The sequence below is a fragment of the Streptomyces sp. NPDC107550 genome, assembly GCF_055639095.1.
The window spans coordinates 85,253-102,767 of the sequence record NZ_JBVKBC010000011.1 but is presented as its reverse complement, the minus strand read 5'-3'; the positions used below and the strand labels follow the sequence as shown (position 1 = coordinate 102,767).

The window sequence follows — 17,515 nt, the reverse complement described above, 5'->3', positions numbered from 1 at the left end:
GCCGCCCGCCGTACGTTCGCGGACACCGATCACCTCCACCCCGAGAACTCCCCTAGGGGGTCACATGAGTCAGGACTCCACCGCCGCCGTCCTGGACGCCGTGCGGGCGCTGCTGCCCGCGCTGCGCGAGCGGGTCGCCGACGCCGAGGCGCAGCGCAAGGTGCCCGAGGCCAGCATCAAGGACCTGGCCGCGGCCGGCTTCTTCCGGCTGCTCCAGCCCCGCAGGTTCGGCGGGTACGCGGCCGACCCGACCGTCTTCTTCGACGCGGTCCGCGAGATCGCGCAGGCGTGCGGCTCGACCGGCTGGGTCGCGTCCGTGGTCGGGGTGCACCCCTGGCACCTGGCCCTGTTCGACCCGAAGGCGCAGGCCGAGGTGTGGGGGGAGGACGGCGAGCGCGCCGACACCCGGATCTCGTCCTCGTACGCGCCGACGGGCAAGGTCACCGTCGTCGAGGGCGGCTTCCGGATCTCGGGGCGCTGGCACTTCTCGTCGGGCTGCGACCACTGCGAGTGGGTGCTGCTCGGCGGCCTGGTCCTGGACGCCGAGGGCAAGCCGGTCGACATGCGCACGTTCCTGCTGCCGCGCCCGGAGTACACCGTGGACGACGTGTGGGACACGGTCGGGCTGCGCGGCACGGGCTCCAACGACATCGTCGTGGACGACGTGTTCGTGCCCGAGCACCGCGCGCTCTCGTTCGGCCCGGTGACCGCGCTCGACGTGCCGGGCCACGCGGTCAACCCTGAGCCGGTGTACCGGCTGCCGTACGCGTCGGTGTTCACGACGACGATCTCCACGCCGATCACCGGCATCGCGCAGGGCGCGTACACGGCGTACGTGAACACGACACGGGAGCGCATCCGGGTCTCGTACGGGCAGCGGGTGGCCGAGGACCCGTTCGCGCAGGTGCGGATCGCGCGGGCGGGCAGCGACATCGACGCGGCGTGGGCGCTGCTGCGGCGCAACATCGCCGAGCTGTACGCGCACGCCGAGCGCGGCGAGGAGCTGCCGCTGGAGCTGCGCGGCCGCACCCGCCGCGATCAGGTGCTCGCCACCGAGCGGTGCACGGAGGCGGTGGACCTGCTGATGGAGAACGCGGGCGGCAACGCGATGCGGGTGGGCGGCAATCCGGTGCAGCGCGCCTGGCGGGACTGCCACACCGGGCGCGGGCACGCGGCGAACGACCCGGAGCGGGCGCTGATGATGCACGGCCAGATCACGCTGGGACTCGACGTTCAGGACACGATGCTGTGACGACGTATCAGGAAACCTCGCGGACCGTGAAAGCGAACGGTCTCACCGTCCACTACCACGAGGCGGGCCCCGCGGACGGGCCGGTCGTCGTGATGCTGCACGGCGGCGGCCCCGGCGCCTCCGCCTGGTCCAACTTCGGCCGCAACCTGGCCCCGTTCGCGGCGGCCGGGCTGCGCACGCTGCTGATCGACCAGCCCTGCTTCGGCCGTACGGACAAGCCCGAGCCGGACACCGACTACTTCACGTTCTCGGCCCGCACGGTCGTCGCCGCCCTCGACGAACTCGGCATCGCACAGGCGGACTTCGTCGGGAACTCGCTCGGCGGCGGTACGGCGACGCGGCTCGCCCTGGACTTCCCGGACCGGGCGCGCCGGCTGCTGCTGATGGGGCCGGGCGGCATCTCCGTGAACCTGTTCGCGCCGGACCCGACCGAGGGCATCAAGAAGCTGTTCGCGTTCAACGCGGCGGCCGAGCCGACCCGGGAGCAGATGCGGGACTTCCTGTCGACGCTCGCCTACGACACGGCCGTCGTCACGGACGCGTTCGTCGAGGAGCGCTATGCGCAGGCCGTCGATCCCGACGCGCGGCTCGGCGCGACCCGCATGGGCGCCTCGTTCGCCGACCCGGCGTGGGCCGAGCGGACGATGTTGTGGCGCGAGGCGCACCGGCTGACGCAGCCGGTGCTGCTGACCTGGGGGCGCGAGGACCGTGTGAACCCCATCGACGGCGCGCTGGTCGCCCTGAAGACCATCCCCGATGTGCGGCTGCACGTCTTCCCGCGCTGCGGGCACTGGGCGCAGACGGAGAAGTTCGACGAGTTCAACCGGCTCGCCGTCGACTTCTTCACGCACTGAGCCCCCAAACTCCCCCGCCCCTCCTTCGAGTTCAAGGGACCGACATGGACATCCGCGCGCTCGGCTATCTGCGCATCGAGACCACCGACCTGCCCGCGTGGCGCACCTACGTCCTGGACATCCTCGGCATGGTCGAGGCCCAGGGTTCGACGGACACCCAGCTCAACACGCGTATCGACGACCGTGTCCACCGCTTCCAGTTCGTGGCCGGCGCGAGCGACCGGCTGCTCGCCGCCGGGTTCGAGGTGGCGAACGCGGCGGCCCTCGCCGCGGCCCGCGCCGAGCTGGAGGGCCATGGCGTGGCCGTGAAGGAGGCGGACGCGGCGCTCCTCGCCGACCGGCGCGTGCAGGGCGCGCTCCTCTTCGACGACCCGGCCGGCAACCCGGTCGAGCTGTACTGGGGGCAGGCGCAGGACCACACCCCGCTCGGCACCCCGTACGGCAACCGCTTCGTGACCGGGACGCCGGACGCGCCGGGTTCGCTGGGCCTCGGGCATGTGGTGCTGCCCGCCGTGGAGGTGGAGGAGACGCTCGACTTCTACGAGCGGGTCCTCGGCTTCCAGCTCCGGGACTCGATGCGGTTGCCACCGGTGGCGGTGCCGACGGGCCGGCCCGGGCAGGACACGTACCGCATGCACTTCCTCTCCCCCAACCGGCGCCACCACAGCCTCGGCCTGTACCCGGGGGCGCTGCCGCCGGGGATCGTGCACTTCATGGTCGAGCTGGAGACCCTGGACGACGTGGGCTACGGCCTGGACCGGATGAAGCAGGCGGGCATCCCGATCGCGTCGTCGCTCGGCCGGCACTCCAACGACCACATGGTGTCCTTCTACGCGCAGGCCCCAGGCGGCTTCCAGGTCGAGTACGGCTGGGACGGCCTGGTCGTGGACCCGGCGACGTGGACGGCGAAGGAGATCACGTCGGACAGCCTGTGGGGCCACGAGTGGAACGGCTGACGGTGCCGTTCGCGGTACGGGACTTCCGCGACGCGCTCGGCCGGTTCGCGTCCGGGGTCACGGTCCTCGCGGGCCTCGACGCGTCGGGCCTGCCCGCGGGTCTCGCCTGCCAGTCGTTCGCGTCGCTGTCGCTCGACCCGCCGCTGGTGGTGGCGTGCGTGGCGCGGACCTCGACGAGCTGGGCCCGGCTGCGCCCGACGGGCCGGTTCACGGTGTCGATCCTCGCGGACGACCAGAAGGACGTGTGCCGCAAGCTCGGGCGGCCGGGCCCGGACAAGTTCGCCGGGGTGCGCTGGCACGCCGGTGAGGGCGGTGGCGTACGGATCGAGGGGGCGCTCGCGCATCTGGACTGCTCGGTGCACGACGCGGTCGGCGCGGGCGACCACGACATGGTGATCGGGCGGGTCGAGGAGCTGTCGGCGCGTCCGACGGGCCGTCCGCTGCTGTTCTACCGGTCGGGCTTCGGCACGGGGAACTTCGGGCGGGAGCAGGAGCGCGAGGTCCTCAGCGACTGGCTGTGAGCGTGACGTGGTGACCGACGTGCCGCGGTGAGGACGATGTACCTCGGTGAGAACGCTGTACCTCGATGAGGACGATGTGCCGCGGTGAGGACGCGGAGAGGGGCCGGACCCGGTGGCGGGTGCGGCCCCTCTCCGCGTGCCGTCAGGCGGCGCGGGCGGCCAGCACGTCGGCGCGGCAGCGGGCGGGGCTCCCCCAGGCGGTGCGCAGGGCGCGGGCCTTGGTCAGCCACAGGCTGAGGTCGAACTCGGCGGTGTAGCCGAGCGCGCCGTGCAGTTGCAGCGCGGTGCGGGCGGCGGCGTACGCGGCTTCGCTCGCCGCACATTTGGCGGCGGCCAGGTCGGCGGGGTCGCGGGTGAGGGCGGCGCCGAGGACGAGGGGGCGGGCGAACTCCAGGCCGACGAGGGTGTCCGCGAGGCGGTGTTTGACGGCCTGGAAGGCGCCGATGGGGGTGCCGAACTGGGTGCGCTGCTTGACGTAGGCGACGGTCCGCTCCAGCAGGGCGCGGCCGACGCCGAGTGCCTGGGCGGCGGTGGCGAGGCGGGCGAGGTGCGCGGCATCGGCGTAGGCGGCGCGGACGGCCTCGCCCTCGGCGACGAGCGTGCCGCCGGGCAGCGGGTCGGCGTGGCGGCGGGCGGCGTCGAGGCCCGGGCGCACGGGCCCGTGTCCGTGGGCGACGGCGAGCGTCCAGGCGCCGCCCTCTTCGCGCAGGTCGAGGAGGGTGTCGGCGGCGTCGGCGTCGAGGGCGCCGGGGCCGGTGCCGGGTGCGGCCAGGGTGGTCGGCGCGTCGCCGGCGAGCAGGGCGTCCAGGAGGTCCTTGCGGTCGAGCGCCGCGTACAGGCGGGCGGCGGCGACGGTCTCGGCGTAGGGGCCGGGGACGGCGTGGCGGCCCAGTTGTTCGAAGGCGACGGCGAGTTCGACGCGCAGGTCGCCGAGGCCGCCCGACTCCTCGGGGACGGCGAGGGCGAACAGGTCGGTGCCGGCGGCCCGCCGCCACAGCGCGCGGCCCGGGCCGGGGTCGCCGGCGGCCCAGGCGCGGGCGACGGCGGGGGTGTCGGCGCCGAGGAGGGCGTCGAGGGTGCGGGCGTAGTCCCGCTGTTCGTCGTCGAGCAGGAAACGCATCAGCGCCGTCCCTTCGGCAGGCCGAGCAGGCGCTCGGCGATGATGTCGCGCTGGATCTCGTTGGTGCCCGCGTAGATGGGTCCGGCGAGGGAGAAGACGTATCCCTCCGCCCAGGGGCCGTCCGCGAGATTCCCGGCCGGGCCTTCGAGGTCGAGCGCGCACTCGTGCAGGGCGACGTCGTACTCGGACCAGAAGACCTTGTTGAGGCTGGACTCGGCGCCGATGTCCTCGCCCGCGAGGGCGCGGCTCGCATGTGCCCAGGTGAACAGCTCGTAGGCGCGGGCGCCGATCACGGCGTCGGCGACCCGGTCGCGCAGGGCGGTGTCGGCGGGGTCGGCGGCCTCGGCCCACTGGCGGGCGAGGCGGTCGGCGGCGGCGAGGAAGCGGCCGGGCGAGCGCAGGGTCAGGCCGCGTTCGCTGCCGGTGGCGGACATGGCGATGCGCCAGCCCTGGCCGGGCTCGCCGATGACGTCGGTGTCGGGCACGAACACGTCGTCGAGGAAGAGTTCCGCGAAGGCGGGCTTGCCGTCGAGGCGTCCGACGGGCCGTACGGTGACGCCGGGCGCGCGCAGGTCGAACATGAGGTACGTCAGGCCGCGGTGGGGGCGGTCCGCGCCGGGGTCGCTGCGGAACAGGCCGAAGGCCCGGTCGGCGAACGCGGCCCGCGACGACCAGGTCTTCTGCCCGTTGAGCAGCCAGCCGCCCTCGGTGCGGCGGGCGGTGGAGCGCAGCGAGGCGAGGTCGGAGCCGGCCTCGGGCTCGGACCATGCCTGCGCCCAGACGGTCTCGCCGCTCGCCATGGCGGGCAGGACGCGGGCGCGCTGCTCCTCGGTGCCGTAGTCGAAGAGGGTGGGGGCGAGCAGGTTGATGCCGTTCTGGCTGACGCGGCCGGGGGCGCCGGACGCGTAGTAGACCTCCTCGAACAGCAGCCAGCGTACGAGGGAGGCGGCGCGGCCCCCGTAGCGCTCGGGCCAGGAGACGACGGACCAGCGGTCGGCGGCGAGGCGGGCCTCCCAGGCGCGGTGCGCGGCGAAACCCTCCTCGGTCTCCAGGGAGGGCAGCGGCTCCGCGGGCACGTGGGCGGCGAGCCAGTCGCGGGCCTCGTCCGCGAAGGCGCGGTCGGCGGGGTCGGTCGCGAGGTCCATCAGGCGCTCGCCTCCTTCTTCATACGGTCGACGTCCATGCCGCCGAGGGAGTCGGCGGCCGTCTCCGCGTTGTGGGCGTGGGCGAGGTGGTGGAGGCCGAAGACGGAGTCGAGGCCGCTGTGCAGGCCCTGGAGGTCCTCGGCCTGGTTGACGGCGCGCTTGGTGAGGGCGAGTCCCATGCGGGGCATCTTGGCGATGCGCAGGGCGAGTTCGCGGGTGGCGTCCGCGAGGTCGGCGCGGGGCACGACCTTGTTGACCATGCCGAGCTGGTGGGCGCGGTCGGCGGGCATGCGGTCGCCGGTGTAGAGGAATTCCTTGGCGATGCGCGGCGGCATGACCCAGGGGTGGGCGAAGTACTCGACGCCGGGGATGCCCATGCGGACGACCGGGTCAGCGAAGAAGGCGTCGTCGCTCGCCACGATCAGGTCGCAGATCCACGCGAGCATCAACCCGCCCGCCACGCACGCCCCTTGGACGGAGGCGACGACGGGCTTGGGCAGTTCGCGCCAGCGGCGGCACATGCCGAGGTAGACCTCGGACTCGCGGGCGTAGCGGCTCTCGGCGCCCTGCTTGTCGCTGTGGTCCCACCACAGGCCGGCCTTGCGCTCGAAGGGCAGATGGGCGTCGCGCCCGGGCGAGCCGATGTCGTGTCCGGCGCTGAAGTGGTCACCTGCCCCGGCGAGGACGACGGCCTTGACGTCCGGGTCGTCGGCGGCCCGGTAGAAGGCGCGGTCCAGGGCGTACGTCATCGCCGAGTTCTGGGCGTTGCGGTAGCGCGGGCGGTTCAGGGTGATCGTCGCCAGCGGCCCTTCGGTCGCGTACAGGACGACGTCGGCGTCCTCGGTGGTGGTCATGTGACAGCTCCCCTTCCCTAACAAGTGTTTGGTAGATTAACCTCCGGCTCGGACATCCGTCGAGCGCCCGGCCCCCACGAAGCGGGACGGGCGCGGACGGCAGGCTCGGGAAGAGGGCAGTCGATGAGCGGACCGCACGGCGGTGACGTGACACGCTTCAGGGCCGAGGCGCGCGCCTGGCTGGACGACCAACTCGCCGGTGAATGGGGCGCCTTGAAGGGGCGCGGCGGGCCAGGGCGGGAGCACGAGGAGTTCGCGGGGCGGCTCGCCTGGGAGCGGCACATGGCGGCGCACGGCTGGACGTGCGTGGGCTGGCCGGAGGAGTTCGGCGGCCGGGGCGCGACGCTGGAGCAGCAGGTTGCCTTCCACGAGGAGTACGCCCGGGCCGACGCGCCGGCGCGGGTCAACCACATCGGCGAGCAGTTGCTCGGGCCGACGCTCATCGCGTTCGGCACCGACGCGCAGCGTGCCCGCTTCCTGCCGCCGATCGTGACCGTCGAGGAGCTGTGGTGCCAGGGGTACAGCGAGCCGGACGCGGGCAGCGACCTCGCGGCCGTGCGCACCCGGGCCGAGCTGACCGATGGCCAGTGGGTGGTGCACGGCCAGAAGGTGTGGACGTCGCTCGCGCACGAGTCGCAGTGGTGCTTCGTCGTGGCCCGCACCGAGCCGGGTGCGCGCCGGCACGCGGGCCTGTCGTATCTGCTCGTGCCCCTCGACCAGCCGGGCGTCGAGGTCCGGCCCATCAAGCAGCTCACCGGGACAAGCGAGTTCAACGAGGTGTTCTTCGACGGGGCGCGCACCGACGCGGGCCACCTCGTGGGCGGGCGCGGCGACGGCTGGCGGATCGCCATGGCGACGCTGGGCTTCGAGCGCGGGGTCTCCACCCTCGGCCAACAGGTCGGCTTCCAGCGCGAGTTGTCCCGCCTCACCGAGCTGGCCCGCACCAATGGAGCCTGGGACGACCCGCTGCTGCGCGACCGTCTGATCCGCGCGGGCATCGGACTTGAGGCGATCCGGGCGACGGCCCTGCGCACGCTCAGCGGGGTCGCCGCGGGCGCGCCGGGACCGGAGGCGTCCACCGCGAAGATCTACTGGGCGACCTGGCACCGCGCCCTCGGCGAACTCGCCATGGACGTCGTCGGCGCGGGCGGCACGCTCGCGGGCGACGATGGCGAACTCGACGAGTGGCAGCGGCTGTTCCTGTTCACCCGCGCCGACACGATCTACGCCGGGTCCAACGAGATCCAGCGCAACGTCATCGCCGAGCGCGTGCTCGGTCTGCCCAAGGAGCCCAAGGGAGTACGCGCATGAGCGACAGCATGAGTGACGGCGTGAGTGACCGTGTGAGTGGCGCACCGCGCGGACAGCAGGCGGCCACCGGTGCGCGTACGGAGGTGAGCGCGCCGCCCGCGTACGAGCCCGGGCACGCGCTGCTCGCCGGGCGGACGGCGGTGATCACGGCGGCGGCGGGCGCGGGCATCGGCGGCGCGACCGCCCGGCGCTTCCTGGAGGAGGGCGCCCGGATCGTCGTCGGGGACGCCCACGCGCGCCGCACGGAGGAGACCGTGAAGGCGCTCGCCGAGGAGTTCGGCGCGGACCGGGTCGCGGGCGCCCCTTGCGATGTGACGGACGAGGAGCAGGTGCGGGCGCTGTTCGCGCTGGCGGACGAGGCGCACGGCGGCCTGGACATCGTCGTGAACAACGCGGGCCTCGGCGGCACCGCCGAGCTGACCGAGATGAGCGACGAGCAGTGGGCGAAGGTCATCGACGTGACGCTCACCGGCACGTTCCGCTGCACGCGCGAGGCGCTGCGCCGGATGCGCGCGACGGGCGGCGGCGGTGTCATCGTCAACAACGCCTCCGTGCTCGGCTGGCGGGCGCAGGCCGGGCAGGCGCACTACGCCGCCGCGAAGGCCGGCGTGATGGCGCTGACCCGGTGCGCGTCCGTGGAGGCCGCCCCGCACGGCATCCGGGTCAACGCCGTGTCGCCGTCGCTCGCCATGCACCCGCATCTGGTGAAGGTGACCTCGCCGCAGGTGCTGGACGAGCTGACCGCGCGGGAGGCGTTCGGGCGGTGGGCCGAGCCGTGGGAGGTCGCCAATGTCATCGTGTTCCTGGCGTCGGGCTACTCCTCGTATCTGACGGGCGAGGTGCTCTCCGTCAGCGACCGGCATGCGTGAACGGGCCGCGCGCCGCGCCGAGTTGCTGGCCGTCGCCGCCGGGGTCTTCGCCGAGCAGGGCTACAGCGCGACGACCGTACGGGTGATCGCGGAGCGGGCGGGGCTGCTCGCGGGCAGCCTCTACTACCACTTCGACTCCAAGGAGGCGATGCTGGAGGAGATCCTGCGGACCTTCCTGACGGACCTGTGGGCGGGCTACCGCACCGTCCTCGACGACCCGGCGCTCGGGCCGCGGGCGACGCTCGCGGGCCTGGTCACCGAGTCGTTCCGGGAGATCGACCGGCACGGCCCGGCCGTCGCCGTCTTCCAGAAGGAGGCGCGGCAGCTCGCCGCGCACGAACCCTTCACGTTCCTCGGGGAGGCGCAGCGCGGGTTCGAGCGGGCCTGGCGCACGACGCTCGAACGGGGCGTCGCCGAGGGCGACTTCCGCGCCGACCTGGACGTACGGCTCGCCTACCGCTTCCTGCGCGACACGGTGTGGGTGGCGGGCTCCTGGTATCGGCCGGGCGGCCGCTACACCGCCGAGGCCGTCGCCGCGCAGTACCTGGCGATGGTCCTGGACGGCATCTCCGACCGCGCCGCGCGGCTCGCGGCAGCCACCGAACCTTCCACGAAAGGCAGTTGACGATGACCGAGGCATACATAGTCGATGCCGTCCGTACCCCGGTCGGCCGGCGCAAGGGCGGACTGTCCGCCGTGCACCCGGCAGACCTGGGCGCGCATGTGCTGACCGCGCTGGTCGAGCGGACGGGCATCGACCCGGCGGCCGTCGAGGACGTCGTCTTCGGCTGCCTGGACACGGTGGGCCCGCAGGCCGGCGACATCGCGCGCACCTGCTGGCTGGCGGCCGGACTGCCCGAGGAGGTGCCGGGCGTGACCGTGGACCGCCAGTGCGGCTCGTCCCAGCAGGCGGTCCACTTCGCCGCGCAGGGCGTCCTGTCCGGCACGCAGGACCTGGTGGTCGCGGGCGGCACGCAGAACATGTCGATGATCCCGATCGCGTTCGCGTCCCGGCAGGCCGCCGAACCGCTCGGGCTCACGGAAGGCCCGTACGCGGGCAGCGCGGGCTGGCGGGCGCGGTACGGGACGCAGCCCGTCAACCAGTTCCACGGCGCGCAGCTCATCGCCGAGAAGTGGGGCATCTCCCGCCGCGACATGGAGGAGTGGGCGCTGCGCTCGCACCAGCGGGCCGTCCGCGCCATCGACGAGGGCCGCTTCGCGCGCGAGACGGTCGCGTACGGAGAGGTGACGGCGGACGAGGGGCCGCGCCGGGACACGACGCTGGAGAAGATGGCGCAGCTCGCGCCGGTCCTGGAGGGCGGCACGATCACGGCGGCCTGTTCCTCGCAGGTCTCGGACGGCGCGGCGGCGATGCTGATCGCTTCTGAGCGGGCCGTACGGGAACACGGGCTGACCCCGCGCGCCCGTATCCACCACCTCTCGGTGCGCGGCGAGGACCCGATCCGGATGTTGTCGGCGCCGATCCCCGCGACGGCGTACGCGCTGAAGAAGACCGGGATGAGCCTCGGCGACATCGACCTGGTCGAGATCAACGAGGCGTTCGCGCCGGTCGTCCTCGCCTGGCTGAAGGAGACGGGCGCGGACCCGGAGAAGGTCAACGTCAACGGCGGCGCCATCGCGCTCGGCCATCCGCTCGGCGCGACGGGCGTGAAGCTGATGACGACCCTGCTGAACGAACTGGAGCGTACCGGGGGCCGGTTCGGCCTCCAGACGATGTGCGAGGGCGGGGGCCAGGCGAACGTCACGATCATCGAACGCCTGTAAGAACCGGAGGGGGCGTGGCCTGGGGCGCCACCCCAGCCCCCGCTCCTCAATCGCCTGAGGGGCTGGAAATTGGCGCTCAGCCCAGCCCCTCAGGGGCGCGGGGAACTGCGCGCCCAGCCACGACGCACCCCGCACTCTGGGGCTCCGCCCCAGGACCCGCTCCTCAATCGCCTGAGGGGCTGGAAATTGGCGCTCAGCCCAGCTCCTCAGGGGCGCGGGGAACTGCGCGGCCAGCCACGACGCAAGCCGGGGACGAAGAACCCACCCGAAGGGGCTGCCACCCAGGGGCGCGGGGAACTGCGCGGCCAGCCACGACGTACCCGCACCCGCAAAGTTCCGCCGCACCCCCCTCATAGCCCCCGCAGACGGCCCAACGCCTCACCGGCCTCAGCCATGACCCGGTCCACCAACTCCTGGCAGGACGGCAGGTCAACGAGCAGCCCCGCCACCTGCCCCGCGGCCATGACCCCACCGCGCGGGTCCCCGTCCACCATCGCCCGCTTCAACATCATCGGCGTATTCGCGGCAAGCAGCACCTGACTCCACGTCAGTTCCTTGCCGTGCCGCATGGCGAGCCCGTCGCGGACCATGCGGGCCCAGTTCATCCCGGACACCTTCCGAAAAGCCGAAGCGTGCCGCACCGCCCGCACCAGCGCCGCCGGCCGCCCCGCCCGCTCCAGTGAGGCGACGAGTTCCGTACGGAGCATGCGGTGCGGGAGCCCGTCGACAGCCGTCGTCACCGTGATGTCCTTGACCCCGGCCTTCAGGTACCGGTCCTTCACCGCGTCCGGGACCGTCGAGTCGGACGTGAGCAGGAACCGCGTACCCATGGCCACACCCGCGGCACCGTGCGCGAGCGCGGCGACAAGCCCCCGCCCGTCCCGGAAGCCGCCGGCGGCGACGACCGGGATGTCGACGGCGTCCACGACCTGCGGCAACAGCACGGTCGTCGCCACCTCCCCGGTGTGCCCGCCGCCCTCGCCGCCCTGGACGACGACCGCGTCGGCGCCCCACGCGGCGACCTTCTCGGCGTGCCGGCGCGCACCGATGGAGGGGATGACGACGACGCCCGCGTCCTTCAGCTCGGCGATCAGCTCGCGGGAGGGCGCCAGCGCGAACGAGGCGACCTTGACGCCCTCGTCGATGATGACGCGGACCCGCTCGCGGGCGTCCCCGGCGTCGGCGCGCAGGTTCACCCCGAAGGGCTGATCCGTACGGGACTTCACCTCCCGTACAGCGGAACGGAGTTGGTCGACGGTCATGGTGGCGGAGGCGAGGACGCCGAGGGCGCCCGCGTTCGCCGACGCCGACACGAGACGCGGGCCCGCGACCCAGCCCATGCCGGTCTGCACGATCGGGTGCCGGACGCCGACGAGCTTGGTCAGCGGGGTCTCCAGCACGACCGGCCCGCCGCTCACGCGGGCACCTCGCGGTGGCGCAGCCCCTTGGGGTCCAACTCCTCGCGGATCAACCGCAGTTCCTCATCGCTCGGAGAGCGGGTGACGGGTACGCCGTCGGGGACGACAAGGTCGAATCCGGTCGCCGCGCGCACGTCGTCGACGCTGACACCGGGGTGCAGGGAGGCGATCCGCATGCGGCGGTCCGGGGTCTCGAAGTCGAGGACGGCGAGGTCGGTGACGACGCGCGGGATGCGGTGGAAACGGGTCGCGGAGGGCCCGGCCGCCGTCGCGCTGTCGTAGCCGACGCCGCTGACCATGTCGACCTTCTCCACGAAGACGCGCCGGGAGTGTTTCGGCACCCAGTAACTCGTCGCGCTGTTCAGGGTGTTGACGGGTCCGCCGCGTACGCCGAGGAGCTGGCGGGTGGGGCGGGCCCAGTCGCCGATGCAGGAGATGTTCTGGTTGCCGTGCCGGTCGAGCTGGCTGGCGCCCATCATCACGTGCCGGTGCCCGCGTGTGACGAACTCCAGGTGCTGGCGGTACGGCAGCCAGCCCTCGGCCTCGCCGCCGGGCCCGACGAGGGTGGCCTCGCCGTCCGTGAGGAGCAGGCCGGGGGCGAAGGTGCGGCGGGCGAGCCGGGCGCCGATGCCGGGGATCAGGCCCATGGGGCTGGCGAGGATCTCGCCGCTGCCGCGCCACGCCTCGGCGCAGGCGATGACGCAGTGGTCGGCGCGCGTGACGCCTTCGGTGGTGGTCGCGGTCATCGGGCGATGCCGCCTTCCTGCTCCTCGTGCCAGGCGCGTACGGCGTCCTGGTACGCCTGTTCGTCGCCGTCGAGGAACCGCGCGCGGAACTCCTCGTACGGTGTGGTCGCGTACAGCTTCTGGAACGCCTCGTCGCGGTCGTGGTCGGGCGCGCAGGACGTGAAGTGGGCGCCGTTCGGGGTCTCGACGACGCCGGTGACGCGGTGCCGTTTGATCAGCAGGGACTGCGGCGGGCCGCCCTTGGCGAGTTCGGCGGGGCCGACGATCCGCTCGCAGGACAGGTACGTCTCGTCGGCGGCCTCGCAGAACAGGTCGTCGAAGTACGGGTCGGGCCCGAGGTAGCGGCCGTTGCCGTGGGCGTCGGCGCGGTTGACGTGGACGAGCGCGGCGTCGAGGCGCAGGGCGGGCATGGCGACGAACGTCTCGCCGTCCTCGTACGGTGAAGTGACCGTCCGCAGCTCGGGGTTGACCCGCATGACGTCCGAGCCGAGTCCGGCCCTGACCGGCATGAACGGCAGGCGGTTCGCGGCGGCGCGCAGCCCCCACATGAACATCGCCTCGTCGATCTCGGTCAGTTCGATACGTCCCTGCTCGCGTGCGGCGCGGAAATGCGGCTCCAGGGGGATGGTGTCGAGGGTGACGAAGGCCGCGACCAGGCGGCGTATCTTGCCCGCGGCGGCGAGCAGGCCGACGTCCGGGCCGCCGTAGGAGACGACGGTCAGGTCGGTGACGTCGCTGCGCAGCAGGGCGCGGACCAGCGCCATCGGCTTGCGGCGCGAGCCCCAGCCGCCGATGCCGAGGGCCATGCCGCTGCGCAGCCGGCTCACGACCTGCTCGGGGGTCATGACCTTGGTGGGGCGGGTGTCGTCGCTCATGCGGATGCGCCTTCCTTGCCGAAGGTGTCGCGGACGCGGTCGGCGACGCCGCTGAGGTTCGCCTCGAAGGTGAAGCCCTGCTCGAAGCGGTAGCTGCGGCGTACGTCGACGGGGTCGATGCCGTTGATCGCGGCTTTGGCGAGCCGCAGCAGGTATCCGTCCTTGGCGGCGATCTCGCGGGCGAGGCCGAGGGCGGCGGCGGGCAGTTCCGCGCGGGGGACGACCTGCCAGACCGAGCCGTGGGCGTGCAGGTCGGCGGCGGTCGCGGTGCGCGAGGTGTAGTAGAGGGTGCGCATGAGGTGCTGCGGGACGAGCCGGGCGAGGTGGGTGGCGGCGCCGAGCGCGCCCCGGTCCAGCTCGGGCAGGCCGAACACGGCGTCGTCGGAGGCGACGATGGCGTCCGCGTTGCCGACGAGGCCGATGCCGCCGCCGAGGCAGAACCCCTGCACGGCCGCGACGACGGGGACCTCGCACTCGTAGACGGCGGCGAACGCCTCCGCGCAGCCCCGGTTCGCGCCGATCAGCGCGGCGTGCCCGGGCTCCCGCTGGAGTTCCTTGATGTCGACCCCGGCGTTGAAGCCCCGGCCGGAGGCGGTCAGCAGTACACAGCGCACGTCGGGGTCGCGGCCGGCGGCGCGCAGCGTGTCGGCGAGGTCGTGCCAGCCGGCCACCGGCAGGGCGTTGACCGGCGGGAAGTCGACGTCGACGACCGCGATCGCCTTGTCCGCCGGGGAGCCGGGACCGGCGGCCCCGGAGCTTTCCGCGTACGAGAGGGAGACAGGCATCAGCGAATCCGCTACCTTCCTACCAAACATTTGTTAGTTGACGAGAAGGTAGCAGTGATGACGCACGAGCAACAGACGGTGGTCGTCACCGGCGGCACGCGCGGCGTCGGCGCCGGGATCGCCCGCGCCTTCCTCGCCGAGGGCGCCCGGGTCGTGGTCTGCGCGCGCACCCCGCCCGAGCGGCCGGTCCGGGCGCCGTGCGGCGCGAGCGCGGAGTTCCGCAGGCTCGACGTACGGGACCTGGAGGCGACCCGCGACCTGTTCGCGGAGGTCGCGCAGGCGTACGGGAGCCTGGACGCGCTGGTCAACAACGCGGGCGGCGGCCCGTACGGACTCGCCGCCGACCAGAGTCCCGAACGGATGCGCAGGATCGTGGAGTTGAACCTGCTGGCGCCGATGCACGCGGCCGTCGCGGCGCACGCGGTGATGCGCGAGCAGCCGGGCGGCGGCTCGGTCACGATGATCGGCAGCGTCAGCGGCAGCCGTCCCTCGCCGGGCTCGGCCGCGTACGGGGCGGCGAAGGCGGGGCTTGAGCATCTGGCCCGCTCGCTGGCCGTGGAGTGGGCGCCGGCGGTGCGGGTCAACACGCTCGTCCTCGGCATGGTCCGCACCGAGAGCACGCATCTGCACTACGGCGACGAGGAGGGCGTCGCGGCGGTCGCCCGCACGGTGCCGCTCGGGCGGCTCGCCGAACCGGAGGACGTCGGCGCGGCCTGCGTCTTCCTCGCCTCGCCGCGCGCCGCGTACGTCACCGGCGCATCGCTCCAGTTGCACGGCGGCGGGGAGCGCCCCGCGTTCCTGGCGGCGGCGACCGTCAACCACTGAGCCGAATTTAGGGAGTTGGACATGAGCGAGAAGCTGTGCGAGGGGCGCGTCGTCGCGGTCACCGGCGCCGGGCGGGGCCTGGGCCGGGCGCACGCGCTGGCGTTCGCGGCGCAGGGCGCGAAGGTCGTCGTGAACGATCTCGGGGTCGGCCTGGACGGCGCGAAGGACCCGGACTCGCCCGCGCGGAAGGTCGTCGCGGAGATCGCGGCGGCGGGCGGCGAGGCGGTCAGCCACCACGGGGACATCGCGTCGGAGGAGGGCGCGGCCTCGCTCGTCGCGGCGGCCCTGGACACGTTCGGGGCGCTGGACACGCTGGTCAACAACGCGGGGTTCCTGCGCGACCGGATGCTCGTCAACCTCGACGAGGACGCCTGGGACGCGGTGATGCGCGTCCATCTGAAGGGCCACTTCCTGCCGATGCGGCACGCGGCGGCGTACTGGCGGGCGGAGTCCAAGGCGGGCCGCCCGCGCGCCGCCCGCGTCGTCAACACCACGTCCGGGGCGGGCCTGTTGGGCAGCGTCGGCCAGGGCAACTACGCGGCGGCGAAGGCGGGCATCGTCGGTCTGACGCTGGTCGCGGCGGCGGAGTTCGCGGCGTACGGGGTGACGGTGAACGCCATCGCGCCGGCCGCGCGGACGCGGATGACGGAGGAGACGTTCGCGGCGACGATGGCAGCGCCGGAGGCGGGCAGCGGGGCGTTCGACGCGATGGCCCCGGAGAACGTCTCCCCCCTCGTCGTCTGGCTCGGCTCCGCCGCCTCCGCCGACGTCACGGGCCGCGTCTTCGAGGCGGAGGGCGGCCGCATCACGATCATGGAGGGCTGGCACCCCGGCCCCACGGTCGACAAGAACACCCGCTGGACCCCGAAGGAAGCGGGCGAAGCGGCCAACACCCTCTTGTCGAAAGCCCGCCAGCCGTCTCCGGTCTACGGGGCGCGGTAGGACGCCGGGAGGAACGCCCCGGGCCAGGAGAGGCCACCACCTTCCAGGCGCGACCCGCTCCTGCGGCCCCTGGGATCTACGCCCCCAGGGGCTCCCGCCCGCCTCTTAGGCCCGGGGCTCTCTACGCCCCCAGCAACTCCCCCGCGTCCAGCCGTCCCCGATGCCACCTCGGTGTGCCGAATAGGTGGGTGAGGGCGTGTGAGCGTTTGAAGTAGCGGTGGGACTCGTGTTCCCAGGTGATCGCTATGCCCCCGTGGAGCTGGATCATCTCGCCGGTGGCCGTCGCGCACGCCTCCGTCGCCGCCGACTTCGCCGCCGCCGCCAGCATCCGCGCGCGGGCCGGGGACTCCTCGTCGGCGGCGTGGGCCGCGGCCAGGGCGAGGGAGCGGGCCGCCTCCACCTCCACGTACAGGTCCGCGAGGCGGTGCTTGACCGCCTGGAACGAGCCGATGGGGCGTTCGAACTGCACCCGCGTCTTCGCGTAGGCGACGGTCGCGTCCAGCGCGTGCGCCGCGACGCCCACCGCCTCCGACGCCAGCGCCCGGCACGCGTCCGCGAGCACGCTCTCCAGCAGGTCGGCGCCCGTGCCGAGGAGCCGCGCCCGCGCTCCCGTGAGCGTCAGCGTGGCCTGCGGTCGGGTCGCGTCCATCGCCGGTACGTGCGTCACGCGTACCCCGGGCGCGTCGGCGGCGACGCGGAACAGGGCCGGCCCCTGCTCGGTGCGCGCGGCGACGAGGAACAGGTCGGCGCCCTCGGCGTCCAGGACGTAGTTCTTGACGCCGGTCAACTCCCAGGTGGCGCAGCCCGGTTCGCGGTCGGCCCGGGCGGTGAGCGCCGCGGGGTCCCAGCCGCCCGCGTCCGCCCAGGCGAGCGCCGCTCCGAGCGTCCCGTCGGCGAGCCTCGGCAGCAGCTCCGCGCAGGCGTCGTGCCCGCCGACGGCGAGCAGGGCGCGGGGCGCGAGCACGGCCCGGGAGAGGAAGGGGACGGGGCTCAGCACCCTGCCCAACTCCTCTCCCACCACGTGGAGTTCGACCGCTCCGGCGCCCGCTCCCCCGTACTGTTCGGGGATGCCGAGCGCGCCGACGCCGATCTGCTCGACCAGGGGGCGCCAGGCCGCAGCGCCCTCGTGCCGCGCCAGCAGCGACCGTACCGCGACCGCCAGTTCCTCATGCTCCTCGGCGAGTCTCACCGCTGCCGCCCCTTCTTCTCCAACGTGCATGTTGGACCGTGAACCGTGAATCGCCCAGGCAAGCAGAG

Annotated in this window: 18 protein-coding genes; 10 read left to right on the top strand and 8 right to left on the bottom strand. The window is 73.5% G+C overall.

Annotated features, from left to right (window positions below; all coding sequences use genetic code 11):
- Positions 1-64 precede the first annotated feature (64 nt).
- The 4 genes from hsaA to ACZ7LY_RS17325 are packed head-to-tail and all read left to right on the top strand — an operon-like array spanning position 65 to position 3,583.
- A complete protein-coding gene (gene hsaA / locus ACZ7LY_RS17340) occupies positions 65-1,252 on the top strand; it encodes a 3-hydroxy-9,10-secoandrosta-1,3,5(10)-triene-9,17-dione monooxygenase oxygenase subunit (protein WP_471625443.1) in 1,188 nt (395 codons plus the stop codon).
- Positions 1,253-1,278: 26 nt separating this feature from the next.
- On the top strand, positions 1,279-2,106 hold the full coding sequence (gene hsaD / locus ACZ7LY_RS17335) for a 4,5:9,10-diseco-3-hydroxy-5,9,17-trioxoandrosta-1(10),2-diene-4-oate hydrolase (RefSeq protein WP_471625442.1): 828 nt from the start codon (positions 1,279-1,281) through the stop codon (positions 2,104-2,106).
- A 44-nt stretch (positions 2,107-2,150) separates the two neighbouring features.
- Positions 2,151-3,062, top strand: a complete 912-nt coding sequence (locus ACZ7LY_RS17330) for a VOC family protein (RefSeq protein ID WP_471625441.1) — start codon at positions 2,151-2,153, stop codon at positions 3,060-3,062.
- The gene (locus tag ACZ7LY_RS17325; RefSeq protein WP_471625440.1) at positions 3,050-3,583 is read left to right on the top strand and encodes a flavin reductase family protein; all 534 of its coding nucleotides are present in this window, start codon (positions 3,050-3,052) and stop codon (positions 3,581-3,583) included. Before ACZ7LY_RS17330 ends, ACZ7LY_RS17325 begins: the two co-directional genes overlap by 13 nt.
- A gap of 142 nt (positions 3,584-3,725) precedes the next feature.
- Here ACZ7LY_RS17325 and ACZ7LY_RS17320 read toward each other — a convergent pair whose 3' ends face one another.
- Genes ACZ7LY_RS17320 through ACZ7LY_RS17310 form a run of 3 tightly spaced genes read right to left on the bottom strand, consistent with a single transcriptional unit; the run spans position 3,726 to position 6,702 of the window.
- On the bottom strand, positions 3,726-4,703 hold the full coding sequence (locus ACZ7LY_RS17320; RefSeq protein WP_471625439.1) for an acyl-CoA dehydrogenase family protein: 978 nt from the start codon (positions 4,701-4,703) through the stop codon (positions 3,726-3,728).
- Positions 4,703-5,848, bottom strand: coding sequence for an acyl-CoA dehydrogenase family protein (locus ACZ7LY_RS17315; RefSeq protein ID WP_471625438.1), 1,146 nt, complete (start codon positions 5,846-5,848; stop codon positions 4,703-4,705). The genes ACZ7LY_RS17320 and ACZ7LY_RS17315 overlap by 1 nt, the downstream gene beginning before the upstream one ends.
- A complete protein-coding gene (locus tag ACZ7LY_RS17310; protein WP_471625437.1) occupies positions 5,848-6,702 on the bottom strand; it encodes an enoyl-CoA hydratase in 855 nt (284 codons plus the stop codon). The genes ACZ7LY_RS17315 and ACZ7LY_RS17310 overlap by 1 nt, the downstream gene beginning before the upstream one ends.
- Before the next feature lie 123 nt (positions 6,703-6,825).
- Here ACZ7LY_RS17310 and ACZ7LY_RS17305 point away from each other — a divergent pair, with 123 nt between their 5' ends.
- From ACZ7LY_RS17305 to ACZ7LY_RS17290, 4 genes are read left to right on the top strand one after another with little or no spacing between them, the layout of a single operon-like run.
- On the top strand, positions 6,826-8,013 hold the full coding sequence (locus ACZ7LY_RS17305) for an acyl-CoA dehydrogenase family protein (protein ID WP_471625436.1): 1,188 nt from the start codon (positions 6,826-6,828) through the stop codon (positions 8,011-8,013).
- Entirely contained in the window at positions 8,010-8,882 is an 873-nt protein-coding gene (locus tag ACZ7LY_RS17300; protein ID WP_471625435.1) for an SDR family oxidoreductase, read from the top strand. The genes ACZ7LY_RS17305 and ACZ7LY_RS17300 overlap by 4 nt, the downstream gene beginning before the upstream one ends.
- On the top strand, positions 8,875-9,507 hold the full coding sequence (locus ACZ7LY_RS17295) for a TetR/AcrR family transcriptional regulator (protein ID WP_471625434.1): 633 nt from the start codon (positions 8,875-8,877) through the stop codon (positions 9,505-9,507). Before ACZ7LY_RS17300 ends, ACZ7LY_RS17295 begins: the two co-directional genes overlap by 8 nt.
- 2 nt (positions 9,508-9,509) lie before the next feature.
- Positions 9,510-10,667, top strand: coding sequence for an acetyl-CoA C-acetyltransferase (locus tag ACZ7LY_RS17290; protein WP_471625433.1), 1,158 nt, complete (start codon positions 9,510-9,512; stop codon positions 10,665-10,667).
- 350 nt (positions 10,668-11,017) lie between these two features.
- On the opposite strand, the gene ACZ7LY_RS17285 is transcribed toward ACZ7LY_RS17290, so the two are convergent.
- The 4 genes from ACZ7LY_RS17285 to ACZ7LY_RS17270 are packed head-to-tail and all read right to left on the bottom strand — an operon-like array spanning position 11,018 to position 14,491.
- A complete protein-coding gene (locus ACZ7LY_RS17285) occupies positions 11,018-12,064 on the bottom strand; it encodes an NAD(P)H-dependent flavin oxidoreductase (protein WP_471625548.1) in 1,047 nt (348 codons plus the stop codon).
- 17 nt (positions 12,065-12,081) lie between these two features.
- Positions 12,082-12,831 carry a CoA-transferase subunit beta gene (locus ACZ7LY_RS17280; protein WP_471625432.1) on the bottom strand — a complete coding sequence of 250 codons (750 nt, stop codon included), beginning with the start codon at positions 12,829-12,831 and terminating at the stop codon, positions 12,082-12,084.
- Complete coding sequence (locus ACZ7LY_RS17275) at positions 12,828-13,706, bottom strand: CoA transferase subunit A (RefSeq protein WP_471625431.1); 879 nt, start codon at positions 13,704-13,706, stop codon at positions 12,828-12,830. The genes ACZ7LY_RS17280 and ACZ7LY_RS17275 overlap by 4 nt, the downstream gene beginning before the upstream one ends.
- On the bottom strand, positions 13,703-14,491 hold the full coding sequence (locus ACZ7LY_RS17270; RefSeq protein ID WP_471625430.1) for an enoyl-CoA hydratase family protein: 789 nt from the start codon (positions 14,489-14,491) through the stop codon (positions 13,703-13,705). Before ACZ7LY_RS17270 ends, ACZ7LY_RS17275 begins: the two co-directional genes overlap by 4 nt.
- 57 nt (positions 14,492-14,548) lie before the next feature.
- On the opposite strand from ACZ7LY_RS17270, the gene ACZ7LY_RS17265 reads away from it, so the two are divergent.
- Positions 14,549-15,316: an SDR family oxidoreductase gene (locus ACZ7LY_RS17265; protein WP_471625429.1), complete on the top strand. Its 768-nt coding sequence runs from the start codon at positions 14,549-14,551 to the stop codon at positions 15,314-15,316.
- Positions 15,317-15,337: 21 nt separating this feature from the next.
- Positions 15,338-16,258, top strand: coding sequence for an SDR family oxidoreductase (locus ACZ7LY_RS17260; protein ID WP_471625428.1), 921 nt, complete (start codon positions 15,338-15,340; stop codon positions 16,256-16,258).
- Between the two features lie 121 nt (positions 16,259-16,379).
- Here the strand turns inward: ACZ7LY_RS17260 and ACZ7LY_RS17255 are convergent, their stop codons facing one another.
- On the bottom strand, positions 16,380-17,447 hold the full coding sequence (locus ACZ7LY_RS17255) for an acyl-CoA dehydrogenase family protein (protein ID WP_471625427.1): 1,068 nt from the start codon (positions 17,445-17,447) through the stop codon (positions 16,380-16,382).
- Between the last annotated feature and the right edge of the window lie 68 nt (positions 17,448-17,515).